Genomic DNA, 14,538 nt, shown 5'->3' with positions numbered 1-14,538 from the left:
GGTAAGGGAGGAACTGAATGACTGCGCAAAAATGGCATCGAAGGGATGAAGTTTGCAACGTCAGGCCCCATCATGTCCGAAGGTGTACCCGTTTCCTTGCTGGCCGACTGCGGCCCGGAGTTCTGCGATGCTCGATACGCTCCTCAACTTCCTGACCGGCGGCGTCGTCGGCCTTGGCTGGTGGGGCATGGCGCTGGTGCTGCTGGTATTCACGCAGCTCACCATCTTCGCCGTGACCCTGTATCTGCATCGCAGCCAGGCGCACCGGGGGGTGGATTTCCATCCGGTCATCGCGCACTTCTTCCGGTTCTGGACCTGGCTGACCACCTCCATGATCACCAAGGAGTGGGTGGCGATCCATCGCAAGCACCACGCCAAGGTGGAAACCGATGAAGACCCGCACAGCCCGGTGACCAAGGGCATCGGCATGGTGTTCTGGCGCGGCGTGGAGCTGTACCGCGAGGCCCGCGCGATGCGTGCGGACATCGAGCAGTACGGCCGCGGCGCCCCGGATGACTGGATCGAGCGCCACCTGTACACCCCGCACGCCAATCTCGGCCCGGTCGCGCTGCTGGTCATCAACAGCGTGCTGTTCGGCCTGCCCGGCGTGGCCTTGTGGGCGATCCAGATGGCCTGGATCCCGTTCTGGGCCGCCGGCGTCATCAACGGCCTGGGCCACTGGTGGGGCTACCGCAACTTCGAATCGGCCGATACCTCCACCAACCTGACCCCGTGGGCGTTCTGGGTGGGTGGCGAAGAGCTGCACAACAACCATCACGCCTTCCCCAGTTCGGCGCGCTTCTCCATGCGCCGCTGGGAGTTCGACATCGGCTGGGCGGTGATCCGCGGCCTGCAGGCCCTGCGCCTGGCCAAGGTGCTGCGCGTAGCACCGAGCATGGACGTGCGCCCGAACATCGCCGTGCCGGATGCGGAAACCCTCAAAGCCCTGCTGTCGCACCGCTTCCAGGCGATGACCGATTACCAGCGCAACGTGTTCGTGCCGGCCCTGCGCGAAGAGGCCGCGATGGCGGGCGCCAAGCTGCGCAAGCTGCTGCCGCGCCGCATGCGCCGTGGCCTGGTCAACGACGGCCGCTGGCTCAAGCCGGATTGCCGCGCCCAGCTCAGCACGTGGGTCGAACAGCGACCGCGCATCCGCGTGCTGGTGGAACACCGTGCCCGCCTGGCGGCCCTGCTGGAAGCGCGTGGCAACGACGCCGCCGAGCGCCTGAAGCTCCTGCAGGCGTGGTGCCACGAGGCCGAAGCCAGCGGCATCGCCGCGCTGCAGAACTACGCCGCACGCCTGAAGGGCTACGCACTGACGGCGAACTGATCGATGCGCCTCCCGACCGGGAACGTCTCCGCAAAACGCCGCCTTGTGCGGCGTTTTGCGTGTCTGGGCCTGGCCGTTGGCGTGCTGGGCGCGACGGCACAGGCGCAGGTCACCGATACCGGCAGCTACCTGCAGCGCATGGACACCGACGGCGACGGACGGGTCAGCGTGGAGGAATACGTGCAGTGGCTGCTGTACGCCTTCGATCACATGGACCGCAACGGCGATGGCGTGCTCCGTGCCGATGAACTGCCCGGCGGCAAGGGCGCCCCGATCACCCGCGAACAGCAGCGGCAGACCCTGATCCAGCGCTTCCACAAACAGGATGCCAATGGCGACGGGTATTTGAGTGCGCGCGAGTTGGCTGCGCCGCCGCGCTGAGCGTCACTCGGACCGTAGCGGGGCAGCCCGCCGCTCTACCGCGGTTCATCGGGGGACGCCTTAGAATTCCTCCCATGCCCGAGCTCCCCGAAGTAGAAACCACCCGCCGCGGCCTTTCCCCGCACCTGGAAGGCCGCAGCATCCACGGCGTGATCCTGCGCCGGCCCGACCTGCGCTGGCCGATTCCGCCGGAGATCAGCGAGCAGCTGCCCGGGCAGGCAATTGAAGCGGTCCGCCGTCGCGCCAAATACCTGCTGCTTGATACCGCCATCGGCAGCGCGGTGCTGCACCTGGGCATGTCCGGCAGCCTGCGCGTGCTGCCCGGCGATACGCCGGTTCGCGCACACGACCATGTGGACATCAGCCTGGACAACGGGCGCCTGCTGCGCTTCAACGACCCGCGCCGCTTCGGCAGCCTGCTGTGGCAGCCGGCGGGGGAAACCCATGCCTTGCTGGCCGGGCTGGGTCCGGAGCCGCTCGACGACGCCTTCGATGGCGACTACCTGTTCGCCCGCAGCCGCGGCCGCAGCGCGTCGGTGAAGACGTTCCTGATGGACCAGGGCATCGTGGTCGGCGTCGGCAACATCTACGCTGCCGAAAGCCTGTTCATGGCCGGGATCAATCCGCTGCGCGAGGCCGGTAAGATCTCCCGCGCGCGCTACCAGCGCCTGGCCGATGCGGTGAAACAGATCCTGGCCTATGCCATTACCCGGGGCGGCACCACCCTGCGCGATTTCATCAATCCGGACGGGGCGCCGGGGTACTTCGAGCAGGAGCTGCTGGTCTACGGGCGTGAAGGCGAGCCCTGCCGCCAGTGTGGCCGGCTGCTCCGCCACGCCACCATCGGCCAGCGCGCCAGCGTCTGGTGCGGGCACTGCCAGCGCTGAATCGTCGCGCGCCTGTCGCCCATCGGGCGGTATAGTCCGGCCAACGTCACCGGCGGGGGTGTGCGATGGACGAAGGACCGGATATCACCGTGTGGCTGGATTCGGCCCGGGCGGGCGACCGCGCCGCGCTCGACCGGGTCCTGACCCTGCTCTACCAGGAGCTGCACAGCATGGCCCGCCGGCAGCTGGCCGGTCAGCAGGGCCGCACCCTGGATGCCACCTCGCTGGTGCACGAGTCGTACCTGAAGCTGCTCGGCTCGCGGGGCGCCGCGCGCTTCGAGGACCGCGCGCATTTCTTTGCCTACGCCGCCTCGGCAATGCGCAGCGTGGTGGTCGATTACGCGCGCAACCGGCTGGCGCGCAAACGCGGCGGTGACCTCAAGCGGGTGGAACTGCCGGAGAACAGCAGCAGCGGCGTGCGCCTGGATGAAGACCTGCTGGCGCTGGATGTCGCGCTGGCGCAGCTGCACGCGGTGGATGCACACCTGGCCAAGGTGGTGGAACTGCGGTACTTCGCCGGCCTGTCCGAGCAGGAAATCGCCGACCTGTGCCAACGCTCGGAGCGCAGCATCCGCCGCGACTGGCAGAAGGCGCGCATGTTCCTGCTGGCGTCGGTCGGGGAGCCCTGAAAGCCCACGCATCGTCCGGGGAGAGGACCGATGGAGGCGTCACGCTGGCGGCAGTTGTCCTGCCTGCTGGATCAATTGCTGGAACTGCCCGAACCGGCGCGTGAGCAGCGGCTGTCGCGCCTGCGTGTGGACGATCCGGGCCTGGCCGAGGATGTGGAGCGCCTGCTCGCCCACGAGCGCGACAGCCACGAGTTCCTGGCCCAGCCGTTGTGGACCGCCGCGCCGGAGGACAGCCGGGTAGGCACGCGGGTCGGGCCGTACCGGCTGCTGCGCCCGCTCGGCGAGGGCGGCATGGGCGAGGTCTGGCTGGCCGAGCGTGCCGATGGCCTGTACGAGCGCCAGGTCGCCCTGAAGCTGCTGCGCAGCGGTTATGCCGATCCCGGCCTGCGCCAGCGCTTCAGCCGCGAACGCGAGATTCTGGCGCGGCTGCAGCACCCGAACCTGGCCCATCTGCTGGATGCCGGCGTGGATCTGCAGGGGCAGCCTTACCTTGCGCTGGCCTACGTGGAAGGCGAGCCGATCACCGAGCACTGCCAGCGCCTGGCGCTCCCGCTGGAGCGGCGCCTGCAGCTGATGCTGCAGGTCTGCGCGGTGGTCAGCCACGCGCACGCGAACCTGATCGTGCACCGCGACCTCAAGCCCTCCAACATCCTGGTCACCGCCGAGGGCGAGGTGAAACTGCTGGACTTCGGCATCGCCAAGCTGCTCGACGATGACGAGGGCAAACCGCCCGTGCATCCTCCCACCGAAGCGCGGGCGTTCACCCTGCACTACGCCGCGCCGGAACAGGTCCGCGGCGAGCCGGTCTCCACGCTGACCGATGTCTATTCCCTGGGCGTGGTGCTGTTCGAGGTGATCACCGGGCAGAAGCCCTATCGCCTGCGCCGGCACAGCGATGCGGAGTGGGAGCGCTCGATCCTGGAGGTGCAGGCCCCGCGCGCCTCGGCGGTGGTGGCGCGCGTGGCGGCCGCCGGGGGTGAGCAGGCGGTGGCGGCCAGGCGCCTGTCGCGGCGGCTGCGCGGCGACCTGGACACCATCCTGCTCAAGGCCCTGCAGAAGGAACCCGGGCAGCGCTACGCCTCGGTGGAAGCGCTGGCCCAGGACCTGCGCCGCTTCCTCGAAGGCCGCCCGATCCATGCCCGGCCGCAGCACGTGGGTTACCGGCTGCGCAAATACCTGGGCCGCCACCGCTGGGGCGTGGCGCTGGGCAGCATGGCGGTGCTGGCCCTGCTCGCACTGGCGCTCACCGCGCTGTGGCAGATGCAGCAGGCCCGCCGTGAAGTGGCGCGCGCCCAGGCGATGGAGGATTTCACCGTGGGCTTGTTCGACCGGGCCGCTGGCGTGCGCCACGGCAGTTTCGATCTGCGCCAGCTGCTGGCCACCGGACAGCAGCGGGGCGAGGCGGAACTGCGCGATCAGCCACTGTCGCTGGCCGAACTGGAAGGTGTGATCGGCCGCCTGCGGATCGGCATGGGCGACTACCAGCTGGCGCTGCAGACGCTCGATCACCAGCGCGCGCTGCTCGAGCAGGCCGGCGAGGTGCCACCGGCGCTGCAGCTGGAAGCGGTGACCCAGCGTGGGCGGGCCCTGCGCATGCTGGGGCGCTCGCGCGAGTGCGTGACCCACCTCACGCCGATGCAGGCATTGGCCACGCAGCAGCGTCTGCGGCTGCCGACGGTCGTGGCCGAGTACCACACCCAGTTGGGGCGCTGCCAACAGCTGCTGGGCTACCGCGACAACGCCCGTGCCTCCTTCGAGCAGGCGCGGGTGCTGCGCCGTGATGTGCTGCGTGATACGCAGGGCACTGCGGAGAGCCTGGCCGACCTGGCCGCGCTGGACAGCGACGATGGCCGTGCGGCGGCCGCATTGGCCGGCTACCGGCAGGCGCTGCAGCTGCTGCAGGCCAAGGCCAGCGCGCGCAACCCGCAGTTGATCGCGCTGCGGCGGCACATGGGCGAGACGCTGGCCGCACAGGGCGACCTCGACGCTGCCGGGCAGGCGCTGCAATCGGCCGGCGCCGATGCGGTGGCACTGTACGGGCCGGATCACCCGGAAACCCTGTCGATCCGTCGTCTGCGCGCGCTGCTGGCGCTGCAGCGCGGTGACCTGCAGCAGGCGCAGGCCCAGTTGCAGCAGGTGCATCGCCTGACCCGGCAGGCGCTGGGTGAACAGCATCGCGATACCGGCCTGACCTGGCATGCGCTGGGGCGGCTGGCGCTGGAGCGCGGTGACAGTGCCACCGCGATCGATGACCTGGGCCGCGCCGTGGCGATCTGGCGCCAACCCGATTGCGTCGGCCTGCTGCCGCAGGGCCTGTACGACTATGCCGCTGCCCTGGCCCAGGGCGGGCGTTGGCAGGCCGCCCTGGCCGCCCTGCACGAGGGGCGGCAGTGGCAGGCCGCGCAACGCGGCGACGACGATGCGTCCGTGCAGCAGGCCGATCGGCAGATGGCCGAGATCGTCAGTGCGCAGGGTGATCCACGCCAGGCCGGCGAGCAGTTGGCGGCGCTGATGCGTCGGGCGGACCGTGCCGGGCCCTCCAGCCCGGCGCTGCAGCGCGCGTTGCAGCTGGCCTGGGGCCGCAACCTGGGCCGGATGGGCCAGACCGTGGAAGCGCGCCGCGCGCTGGCGCCCTTGCTGGTGGGCGACGCCGCCGACCTCGACAGCCGTGCCCTGCGCTGGCGCGCGCGCGCGGCGATGGCGCAGCTGGACTGCGGCACCTCCCCGGCGCGTGCGCGCGACGCACTGGGCCAGCTTCGGCAGGAGCTGCAGGTACAGTGGCCGCAGGGCGGGCAGTTGCTGCAGGAGGTGAACCGGCTGCGCCAGGACTGCGTGCCGGCGCAGGTCGCCGCCGGGCCCTGACCGTGCTGGCTGAACGCCGCCGCGCATTCACCTCGGCGAATTAACGTCTGCGTGCCTATGATGGCCGGCCCTTCCCTGCCATCGCTGCCTGCATGCAACGACGCGACTTCCTCCGCAATGCCTCCGTGGCCCTGGCCGCTTTCGGCCTGCCCGCACTGCCGGCCTGCGCCGCGCAGGGCAACCAGGTCGGCCTGCGCCGGCTGGGCCAGCCGCAGCCGTTCGATTTCGCCTCGCTCAAAGGGCAGGCCCGCGCGCTGTCCCAGGCCGCCTACCAGAGCCACAAGCGCACGTTGCCGGGCCCGGTGGAAGGGCTGGACTGGGACCAGTACCAGTCCATCCAGTACCGTCAGGACCACGCCCTGTGGGCCGACCAGCCCGGGCGTTACCAGGCCAAGTTCTTCCACCTGGGGCTGTACTTCCATTCCCCGGTGCGGATGTTCGACGTGACCGACGGCAAGGCGCAGGAACTGGCCTATGACGGCGCCGCCTTCGATTACGGCAAGAGCGGCCTGAAGGGCAGCCACCTGCCGGCCGACCTAGGCTTTGCCGGCTTCCGCCTCAATACCCGCAAGGACACCGACCGCGACTTCGCCGCGTTCCTCGGTGCCAGCTATTTCCGCGCGGTCGGCAAGGAGGGCCAGTACGGCCAATCCGCGCGCGGCCTGGCGATCGACACCGGCATGGGCAAGCCCGAGGAATTCCCGGATTTCATCGCCTACTACCTGGAGCAGCCGGCAGCGGACTCGAACACGCTGGTGGTCTATGCCCTGCTGGATTCACCCAGCACCACCGGCGCCTACCGCTTTGCGATCACCAACGGCGATGTGCTGTTGATGGACATCGACTGCGCGCTGTACCCCCGCAAGGCGATCGAGCGCCTGGGCATCGCCCCGTGCACCAGCATGTACCAGGTCGGCGAGAACGACCGCCGCATGGCCTGGGACTGGCGCCCGGAGATCCACGATACCGATGGCCTGTCGATGTGGACCGGCGCCGGCGAATGGATCTGGCGCCCGCTGTGCAACCCGTACAATCTGCGCTTCAACATGTTCGTGGACAACAACCCGCGCGGCTTCGGCCTGCTCCAGCGCGACCGCAACTTCGACCATTACCAGGACGACGGCGTCTTCTACGAGAAGCGTCCGTGCCTGTGGGTCGAACCGAAGGGGCAATGGGGCAAGGGCTCGGTGCAGCTGGTTGAAATCCCGACCGTGGATGAGACCTTCGACAACATCGTGGCGTTCTGGAATCCCGAGGCCAAGCCGCAGCCGGGCCAGGAGCTGCTGCTCGGCTACCGCCTGTACTGGGGCGCGGAGCCGCCGGCGCGCCCGCCGCTGGCGCACTGCGTGGCCACCCGTACCGGCCTGGGCGGGGTGATCGGCAAGAAGCGCGAGTACTTCTCGTGGCGCTTTGCGGTCGATTTCGAAGGGGGCGAACTGGCCGCGATGATCGACAAGGGCGAAGTCGAGGCCGTCGTGCAGGTCAGCCGTGGCCGCACCGAGATCGTTTCGGCGCGCCCGCTGCGCGAGATCAAGGGCTACCGTGCGATGTTCGACGTGGTGCCGCCGGATGACTCGACCGAGCAGATCGACATCCGCCTGTACCTGCGCAGTGGCGGGAAAACGCTGACCGAAACCTGGCTCTATCAGTACAGCCCGCCGCCGAAGGGCGCGGCGGAGCGCACGTTGTACTGAGGCGCCTGGGTGAGGCTGACGGGGAGGCGGGTCAACCGGCCTGCAACGGGTCGATACGGCCTTCACCGCGCATGATCTTCTTGAACTCTGCGCGGCTTACCGACACATAGCGCTCGTTGCCGCCGATCTCCACCTGCGGCCCGTCCTGCACCGCGTGGCCGTGCTCGTCCACGCGCACGGTCATCGTGGCTTTCTTGCCGCTGTGGCAGATCGTCTTGATCTCCTGCATCTCATCGGCCCAGGCCAGCAGGTACTGGCTGCCTTCGAACAGCTCACCGCGGAAATCAGTGCGCAGGCCGTAGCAGAGCACCGGGATGCGCATCTGGTCGACCACCTCGCTGAGCTGCCACACCTGGCTGCGACTCAGGAACTGCGCCTCATCCACCAGGACGCAGCCCAGCGGGCCGTGCGCGGCGATGTCCTCGGCGATCAGCTGCTGCAGGTCGGTGTCGGGGTGGAACGCGATCCCGTCCGCCTTCAGGCCGATCCGCGAGGCGACCACGCCGTGCCCGGCGCGATCATCCAGCCGCGGGGTCAGGATGGCCACGCGCATGCCCCGCTCGCGGTAGTTGTGCGCCGACTGCAGCAGGGTCGTGGTCTTGCCGGCGTTCATCGCCGAATAATAGAAATAGAGCTTGGCCATGCCGGGATTTTATCCGTTCGGCGGCCCCGGCATGGCACCGGATCGGTTCAGTTCAGTCCCGCAAGCCCGGTACCGTGGTCGGCATGCCGACCTCCACGCTCCCGGTGCCGATCGCACGCCCGGCCGCCTCCAGCTGCCGCGCCTGCCATTGCCAGTACTGGGCCGGCTGCCAGTATTCGTCCCGATAGAACACGTCCGGCTCCACGTAGCGCTGGCCGCGATCATCGCGGACGAGCATGCGCATGCCGCCGACCGAGCCGGTACGGCTGCCGGTGACCTCACTCAGCCCGCGCCGGAGTTCACGCTCCAACCGGGGCTGGGCCACGGTGTCGCCGAACTCGGCGTACAGGGCCTGGCCTTCCTGCACCGCGCGGGTCTGCTCGTCCGGGGTCAGCGCAGCCCAGTAGCGCTCACGCAGCACCAGCAGGAACTCGGTCCCGCGCTCGGCGGCCAGGTCCATCCAGGCATAGGCCAGCGCCCGGTCCTGCCCGCCGCCCTGGCCGTTCCACCACATCTCGGCCAGCGCGGCCTGGGACAGTTTGTCGGCATGGCGGGCGCCGAGGCGGTAGAAACGCCGCGCTTCCTCGAGGCGGCCGCGCGCCTGGGCCTCCTTGCCGAGCTTGCGGTAACGCAGGTCGGGGTGCCGGTTCAGGAAGGCGTCGGTGTCCTGCGCATCCTGGGCACGCAGGTCCGGCTGGCTCGACTGCCCCCAGGCGGGCAGGGCCGCGAGGGCCGCGACCAACATCCACACCCCGCGTCCTTTCCTGCTCACTGCCATGCGTCGCGTCCTCTGCGTCGATCAGGACAATGGATACCCCACCCCCGTGAAGGCGTCAATCCGGGCGGTGGCGCGTCGATGCGGGCCGACCAAGGCCGGTACAATGCCCCTCCCCTGGAGATGGCATGCACGGTCTCAATCCTCCCCAACACGCGGCAGTGATGCACTGCGAAGGTCCTCTGCTGGTGCTCGCCGGCGCGGGCAGCGGCAAGACGCGCGTGATCGTGGAGAAGATCGGCCAGCTGATCGCCAGCAAGCGCTACCCGGCGCGGCGGATCGCGGCGATCACCTTCACCAACAAGTCGGCCAAGGAAATGCGCGAGCGCGTGGCCAAGCGCCTGCGCGGTGACGATGCCGATGAAGTGACGATCTGTACCTTCCACGCGCTGGGGCTGAAGTTCCTGCAGATCGAACACGCTGCGGTGGGGCTCAAGCGCGGGTTCTCCATCTTCGATGCCGACGATTCGACCGCGCAGGTCAAGGACCTGATGTACGGGGCCAAGCCGGACGACATCGAGGACGTGAAGAACCTAATCTCGCGCGCCAAGAATGCCGGCCTCTCGCCCGAGCAGGCGATGGCTGCGGCACGCAGCACGCGCGAGAAGGAAGCGGCCAGCGTCTACGAGCGCTACCAGCTGCGCCTGACCGCGTTCAACGCGGTCGATTTCGATGATCTGATCCGCCTGCCGGTGCAGGTGCTGGAAGAAAACCCGGAGATCGCACTGGCCTGGCGCGAGCGCATCGGCTACCTGCTGGTGGACGAATGCCAGGACACCAACGATGCCCAGTACCGGCTGCTCAAGCAGCTGGCCGGCAGCAAGGGCAACTTCACCTGCGTGGGCGATGACGATCAGTCGATCTACGCCTGGCGCGGTGCGAACCCGGAAAACCTGCAGCAGATGGCGCGCGACTACCCGGCGCTGGAAATCATCAAGCTGGAGCAGAACTACCGCTGTTCCAACCGCGTGCTGCGCGCGGCCAACGCACTGATCGCCAACAACCCGCACGAACACCTGAAGAAGCTGTGGAGCGACCAGGCCGACGGCGAGCGCATCCGCGTGTGGGAGTGCCGCAACAGCGAGCATGAAGCGGAAAAGGTGGCCGCGGAGATTTCGTTCCTGGCTACGTCCAGGAAGATTCCGTGGAGCGATTTCTGCATCCTGTTCCGCGGCAACTTCCAGTCGCGGCCGCTGGAAAAAGCGCTGCAGCTGGTGCGCGCGCCGTACCACATCACCGGCGGCACCGCGTTCCTGGAACGGCAGGAGGTCAAGGACACGCTGTCCTGGCTGCGCCTGCTGGTGAACCCGGACGACGATACGGCGTTCATGCGTGCGGTGCAGTCGCCCAAGCGCGAAGTGGGGGCCGGCACCCTGGCCAAGCTGGCCGAGCTGGCCTCGGAAAAGGATCTGCCGATGGCGCATGCCGCCGAAGCGATCGGTGCGCTCTCGCAGTTGCCGCCGCGCGCGGCCAATGGCCTGAGCCGCTTCACCGACATCCTGCGCGACCTGCGTGCGGAGATGCCCAAGCTCAGCTCCGGCGACCTGGTGCGCAAGCTGGTGAAGGAATCCGGGCTGGTCTCGGATCTGCGTAGTTCGTGCAAAGAAGAATCGGTGTACCAGCGTCGCCTCGGCAACCTGGAAGAACTGGCGCAGTGGTTCGAGGGCGGCCCGCGCGGTGCCTCCACCGCCGATCTGGCCGCGCAGCTGGCACTGCTCTCGCGCAACGACAAGGACGACGGTGGCAACCAGGTGCGGATGATGACCCTGCACGCCTCCAAGGGCCTGGAATTCCCGTACGTGTTCATCATCGGCTGCGAGGACGGCGTGCTGCCGCACCAGGTCAGCCTGGACGAAGGCAACCTGCAGGAAGAGCGACGCCTGCTGTACGTGGGCATCACCCGTGCCAAGGTGCAGCTGTGGATGAGCTACAGCAAGCTCACCCGCAAATTCGGCGAGCACGTGCGGCTCAAGCCGAGCCGCTTCTTCGAAGAGATACCGGCGGAGGAAATGCAGCGCGATGGCGCCGATCCCGTCGCCGACGCCGCGCGCAAGAAAGAGCGCGCCAACGCAGGCCTGGCTGCGATCCAGGCCCTCTTCGACTGACCCACGCCGGGGGTAGAGCCGACCGTTGGTCGGCTGCCCAAAGCGCGTCGGCTGCCGTATCCCGGCTCGAAGCGCAGCCGACCAACGGTCGGCTCTACCGCGTTCGGGAAGCGCATTGCACAATCGGCGTATCGCCTTCCACCGGTACCCGCATGTCCGCCGTGATCCAGACCGACCGTTTGCACCTGCGCCTGATCGACCCTGACCACGATGCCGCCGACATGCTGGCCCTGCTCAACGAGCCGGGCTTCATCCGCAACATCGCCGACCGCGGCGTACGCACCCTGGCGCAGGCGCGCGACTACACCGCCGAGCGCGTGCTGGGCAGTTACACGCTCAACGGCTTTGGCATGTACGCCATCGTCCGCCGCGAAGACGGCGCATGGTTGGGCAATGCCGGCCTGGTCCGGCGCGCCGGGCTGCCGGCCCCGGATATCGGCTATGCACTGCTCTCGCAGTACGAAGGCCACGGCTACGCGTTCGAGGCCGCGCGCGGGGTGATGCACTACGCGCGCGATGTGCTCGGTCACACCGATCTGTACGGCATCGTGTCCCCGGACAACGTGCGCTCGGCCGCGCTGCTGCGCAAGCTGGGCATGGAGGATCGTGGCGACCTGCTGCTGCCGCCGCCACACGCGGAGGTGGTGCTGCTGTTCGCCACCCCCGGCGCACCGGCGCCCTGACACCGGCGACGTGCACGGCGCCACACCCACCCGCCGGTAGAGCCGACCGTTGGCCGGCTGCCCGTCACCAGCGAATCAATCAGCGACACAGGTAGAGCCGACCGTTGGTCGGCTGCCCCTCACCCGCCCAACTGCGCGCGCAATTCCGCCAGCTGTTCCTGCAGTTCGGCCACCGTGGCCTCCAGCTGCTGCACGCGTGCTTCCAGCGCCGGGCTGCCACCGCCGCCGCTCGACGAAGACCCCTTGTAGCTCTCCGCCAGGGCCTGCACATCCACTGGGCCACCCAGCAGGTGCATGTAGCGGTCTTCGCGCTGGCCGCTGGCGCGCGGCAGCTGCACCGCCAGACCGCGCTGGATCATGCGCTCGATGTGGTGGCGCAGCTCCTCCGCGTCCTGGAACTGGAACAGCCGCTCGCTGCGGGTCAGCAGTTCGTTCACCGTCTGCGGGCCGCGCAGCAGCAACAGGCCCACGATGGCCAGCTGTTGCCGGGTCAGGTCCAGCGCACTGCCGGCGCGATGCTCGTAGCGCTCGGCGCGCGAGGAAAACTGCTGGCGGGCCAGGCCCATGCTTTCCAGCTGGCGCAGCGCATGGTGCACATCACCGGCGGACAGGGCCATCACCGGCTCGCGCGCGGTCTTCTGGTTGGCCGCCACCTGCGCGGCGTTGACCGTGAGCGGGTAGGCGTCCGGGGTGGTCGCCTCCTTCTCGATCAGGCAGCCCAACGCGCGGGCCTGGGCCGCGCTGAGCACGGGCAGGGCTGGGGTCTGGGTGTCGTCGGTCATGGGGCGCTCCGGGGTGTTTCAGGGGCGTGCAGCATAGCCGAGCCCTGCCTTGCGCATGAATGCCGCCGGACAAGCCGGTAAACTGGCGCGAATCTGTTGCCGGTGAATGCCATGCGTCGTAGTGCTGTTTCCCTGTCCGTGCTTGCCTGTGCCGTGCTGGCACTGAGTGCCTGCAAGCGCACCGAAACCCCGGCCGATGCCGCCCCGCCGGCCGCTGCGGCTGCCGCGAGCGCCCCGGCCGCCACCGGCGATGCCGCCGTGGCCGCCAATGACAACCTCAATGCCGTGCTGTGGATGCAGCGCGCGCAGGAATACCGCGCGATCACCGAGCAGACTTACCGCGCCGCCGCCGATCACCTGGACAAGGCGCTGAAGGAAGCCAACTGGGACGCGCTGGTGCCGGAAGAACGCGGCAACGCCGCTAAGGGCCTGAAGCCGGCCGTGGTGCTGGACGTGGATGAAACCGTGCTGGACAACTCGCCCTACCAGGCGCGCCTGGTGCGCGATGGCAAGGAGTACGACGAGCTGAGCTGGGACCAGTGGGTGGCCGAAAAGAAGGCCAAGGCGATTCCGGGCGTGGTCGATTTCGCCAAGGCGGCCAACGCCAAGGGCGTGACCCTGCTGTACATCTCCAACCGCGCCGTGCATCTCAAGGAGGCCACCCTGGCCAACCTGCGCGAGCAGGGCCTGCCGGTGGCCGACGACAGCGTGTTCCTCGGCCTGGGCACCGTGGTGGACGGCTGCGAGCAGGCCGGCAGCGAGAAGAACTGCCGCCGCCGCCTGGCCGGCCAGAAGTACCGCGTGCTGATGCAGTTCGGCGACCAGCTGGGCGACTTCGTGGAAGTCACCGCCAACACCAACGACGGCCGTGACGCGCTGCTGCAGCAGTACCACGACTGGTTCGGCGAGCGCTGGTGGATGCTGCCCAACCCGACCTACGGCGGCTTCGAGCCGGCCCAGTTCAACAACGATTACAGCCAGTCGCGCCAGGCCCGCCACGACGCCAAGCGCGCCGCGCTGGATTACGCACCGTGAGCCGGGCGCCGCTGCCGCTGCGGGACGACGAGCGCCTGATCTTCGCGCTCGACGTGCCCGGCCGCGATGACGCGCTGGCCTGGGTCGATCGCCTGGGCGATGCGGTGTCGTTCTACAAGATCGGCATGGAACTGCTGGCCTCCGGCGAGTACTTCGAGGTGCTCGATGCGCTGGCCGCGCGCGACAAGCGCGTGTTCGTCGACCTGAAGTTCTTCGACATCCCCGCCACTGCCGCTGCGGTGATCAAGCGGCTGTCGCAGTGGCCGGTGAGCTACGCCACCATCCATGGCTGGCACCCGGCGATGATGGAAGCCTGCGCGGCCGCCAACGGCAGCGACATGCGCCTGCTGGCGGTGACCGTGCTGACCTCGATGGGCCGCAGCGACCTGGCCCAGATGGGCATCGACCGCGAGCCGGTCGAGGTGGTGGTCGAGCGCGCGCTGGCCGCCCAGGCCGCCGGCATCGATGGCGTGATCGCCTCCGGCCAGGAGGCCGGCCCGATCCGCGCGGCCACCGGCGCCGGCTTCTCGATCGTGTGCCCCGGGATCCGCCCCGGTGGCCCGGCCGGTGATGACCAGAAGCGCACCGTGGGCGTGGCCCAGGCCTTTGCCGACGGCGCCGACGCGATCGTGGTCGGTCGCCCGATCCGGCTCGCCAGCGACCCGCAAGCCGCCGCCCGCGCGATCCAGGCCGAGATCGCCCAGGCGCTCGCCGCGCGCTGAGGCAGTGACG

The 14,538-nt window shown here is 69.0% G+C and carries 13 protein-coding genes; 10 read left to right on the top strand and 3 right to left on the bottom strand.

Going from position 1 to position 14,538, the window contains the following annotated elements; translation table 11 throughout:
- The first annotated feature begins 127 nt into the window (after positions 1–127).
- The 6 genes from OC373_RS14415 to OC373_RS14390 all read left to right on the top strand — a co-directional run bounded on the left by OC373_RS14415 (position 128) and on the right by OC373_RS14390 (position 7,783).
- Positions 128–1,330: a fatty acid desaturase gene (locus OC373_RS14415; protein WP_070426323.1), complete on the top strand. Its 1,203-nt coding sequence runs from the start codon at positions 128–130 to the stop codon at positions 1,328–1,330.
- A gap of 3 nt (positions 1,331–1,333) precedes the next feature.
- The gene (locus OC373_RS14410) at positions 1,334–1,711 is read left to right on the top strand and encodes an EF-hand domain-containing protein (protein ID WP_070426324.1); all 378 of its coding nucleotides are present in this window, start codon (positions 1,334–1,336) and stop codon (positions 1,709–1,711) included.
- 74 nt (positions 1,712–1,785) lie between these two features.
- Positions 1,786–2,598: a bifunctional DNA-formamidopyrimidine glycosylase/DNA-(apurinic or apyrimidinic site) lyase gene (mutM, locus tag OC373_RS14405; protein WP_070426325.1), complete on the top strand. Its 813-nt coding sequence runs from the start codon at positions 1,786–1,788 to the stop codon at positions 2,596–2,598.
- A gap of 65 nt (positions 2,599–2,663) precedes the next feature.
- The gene (locus OC373_RS14400; protein WP_019184109.1) at positions 2,664–3,227 is read left to right on the top strand and encodes an ECF-type sigma factor; all 564 of its coding nucleotides are present in this window, start codon (positions 2,664–2,666) and stop codon (positions 3,225–3,227) included.
- A 30-nt stretch (positions 3,228–3,257) separates the two neighbouring features.
- Positions 3,258–6,089 (top strand): serine/threonine-protein kinase, encoded by a 2,832-nt coding sequence (locus OC373_RS14395; protein WP_261997907.1) that lies wholly within the window; start codon positions 3,258–3,260, stop codon positions 6,087–6,089.
- 92 nt (positions 6,090–6,181) lie between these two features.
- The gene (locus OC373_RS14390) at positions 6,182–7,783 is read left to right on the top strand and encodes a glucan biosynthesis protein D (RefSeq protein ID WP_046274218.1); all 1,602 of its coding nucleotides are present in this window, start codon (positions 6,182–6,184) and stop codon (positions 7,781–7,783) included.
- Between the two features lie 31 nt (positions 7,784–7,814).
- Here the strand turns inward: OC373_RS14390 and OC373_RS14385 are convergent, their stop codons facing one another.
- Positions 7,815–8,426 (bottom strand): thymidine kinase, encoded by a 612-nt coding sequence (locus tag OC373_RS14385; protein ID WP_070426327.1) that lies wholly within the window; start codon positions 8,424–8,426, stop codon positions 7,815–7,817.
- 52 nt (positions 8,427–8,478) lie between these two features.
- The gene (locus OC373_RS14380; protein WP_070426328.1) at positions 8,479–9,171 is read right to left on the bottom strand and encodes an SEL1-like repeat protein; all 693 of its coding nucleotides are present in this window, start codon (positions 9,169–9,171) and stop codon (positions 8,479–8,481) included.
- Positions 9,172–9,329: 158 nt separating this feature from the next.
- Here OC373_RS14380 and OC373_RS14375 point away from each other — a divergent pair, with 158 nt between their 5' ends.
- Positions 9,330–11,306 carry a UvrD-helicase domain-containing protein gene (locus OC373_RS14375; RefSeq protein ID WP_046274220.1) on the top strand — a complete coding sequence of 659 codons (1,977 nt, stop codon included), beginning with the start codon at positions 9,330–9,332 and terminating at the stop codon, positions 11,304–11,306.
- A gap of 152 nt (positions 11,307–11,458) precedes the next feature.
- Positions 11,459–11,989, top strand: coding sequence for a GNAT family N-acetyltransferase (locus tag OC373_RS14370; protein WP_261997906.1), 531 nt, complete (start codon positions 11,459–11,461; stop codon positions 11,987–11,989).
- A gap of 119 nt (positions 11,990–12,108) precedes the next feature.
- Here OC373_RS14370 and OC373_RS14365 read toward each other — a convergent pair whose 3' ends face one another.
- Positions 12,109–12,771: a DUF480 domain-containing protein gene (locus OC373_RS14365; RefSeq protein ID WP_070426331.1), complete on the bottom strand. Its 663-nt coding sequence runs from the start codon at positions 12,769–12,771 to the stop codon at positions 12,109–12,111.
- A 111-nt stretch (positions 12,772–12,882) separates the two neighbouring features.
- Between OC373_RS14365 and OC373_RS14360 the strand changes: the two genes are divergently transcribed.
- Together OC373_RS14360 and pyrF are read left to right on the top strand one after the other, a co-directional pair.
- Complete coding sequence (locus OC373_RS14360; RefSeq protein WP_026069926.1) at positions 12,883–13,806, top strand: 5'-nucleotidase, lipoprotein e(P4) family; 924 nt, start codon at positions 12,883–12,885, stop codon at positions 13,804–13,806.
- Positions 13,803–14,528: an orotidine-5'-phosphate decarboxylase gene (pyrF, locus tag OC373_RS14355; protein WP_261997905.1), complete on the top strand. Its 726-nt coding sequence runs from the start codon at positions 13,803–13,805 to the stop codon at positions 14,526–14,528. Before OC373_RS14360 ends, pyrF begins: the two co-directional genes overlap by 4 nt.
- Positions 14,529–14,538 lie beyond the last annotated feature (10 nt).

Source organism: Stenotrophomonas sp. Ste96 (assembly GCF_024519495.1).
GTDB lineage: Bacteria > Pseudomonadota > Gammaproteobacteria > Xanthomonadales > Xanthomonadaceae > Stenotrophomonas > Stenotrophomonas bentonitica_A.
Note: the sequence above shows the minus strand (reverse complement) of the source record. Positions and strands in the feature narration are given on the sequence as shown.